Genomic DNA, 269 nt, shown 5'->3' with positions numbered 1-269 from the left:
CCGCCGTCACGCCGCTGTCCGGTGCGGCGACCGGCCGCAGTACGCGGGTGAGCGACGGCCCGGTGACCGGGGTGCCCGGGATCAGGAGGGTGTCGTGCGTGGCCGGGTCGAGGACCGTGCCGTCGGCGCGCACCCAGGCGTCGAGCAGGCCGCTCGCCTCCAGCGCGGCCTCCAGTCCCGCCCGCGCGTCCGGTGGCAGGCCGGGGACGAAGTCCACCAGGCGGTACAGGGGCGCCCCGGTTCCGGGGGTACGGGGAGCCGCGCGGTGC

General features: G+C 78.8%; 1 protein-coding gene. It reads right to left on the bottom strand.

Annotated elements, in window-relative coordinates; all coding sequences use genetic code 11:
- On the bottom strand, positions 1–269 hold a 269-nt coding region (locus B9S61_RS42860; protein WP_258039983.1), incomplete at both ends, for a hypothetical protein.

Origin of the sequence: Streptomyces sp. SM1 (assembly GCF_002910825.1) — a bacterium.
Taxonomy (GTDB): Bacteria; Actinomycetota; Actinomycetes; order Streptomycetales; family Streptomycetaceae; genus Streptomyces; species Streptomyces okerensis.
This window is presented reverse-complemented; position numbering and strand designations above follow the sequence as displayed.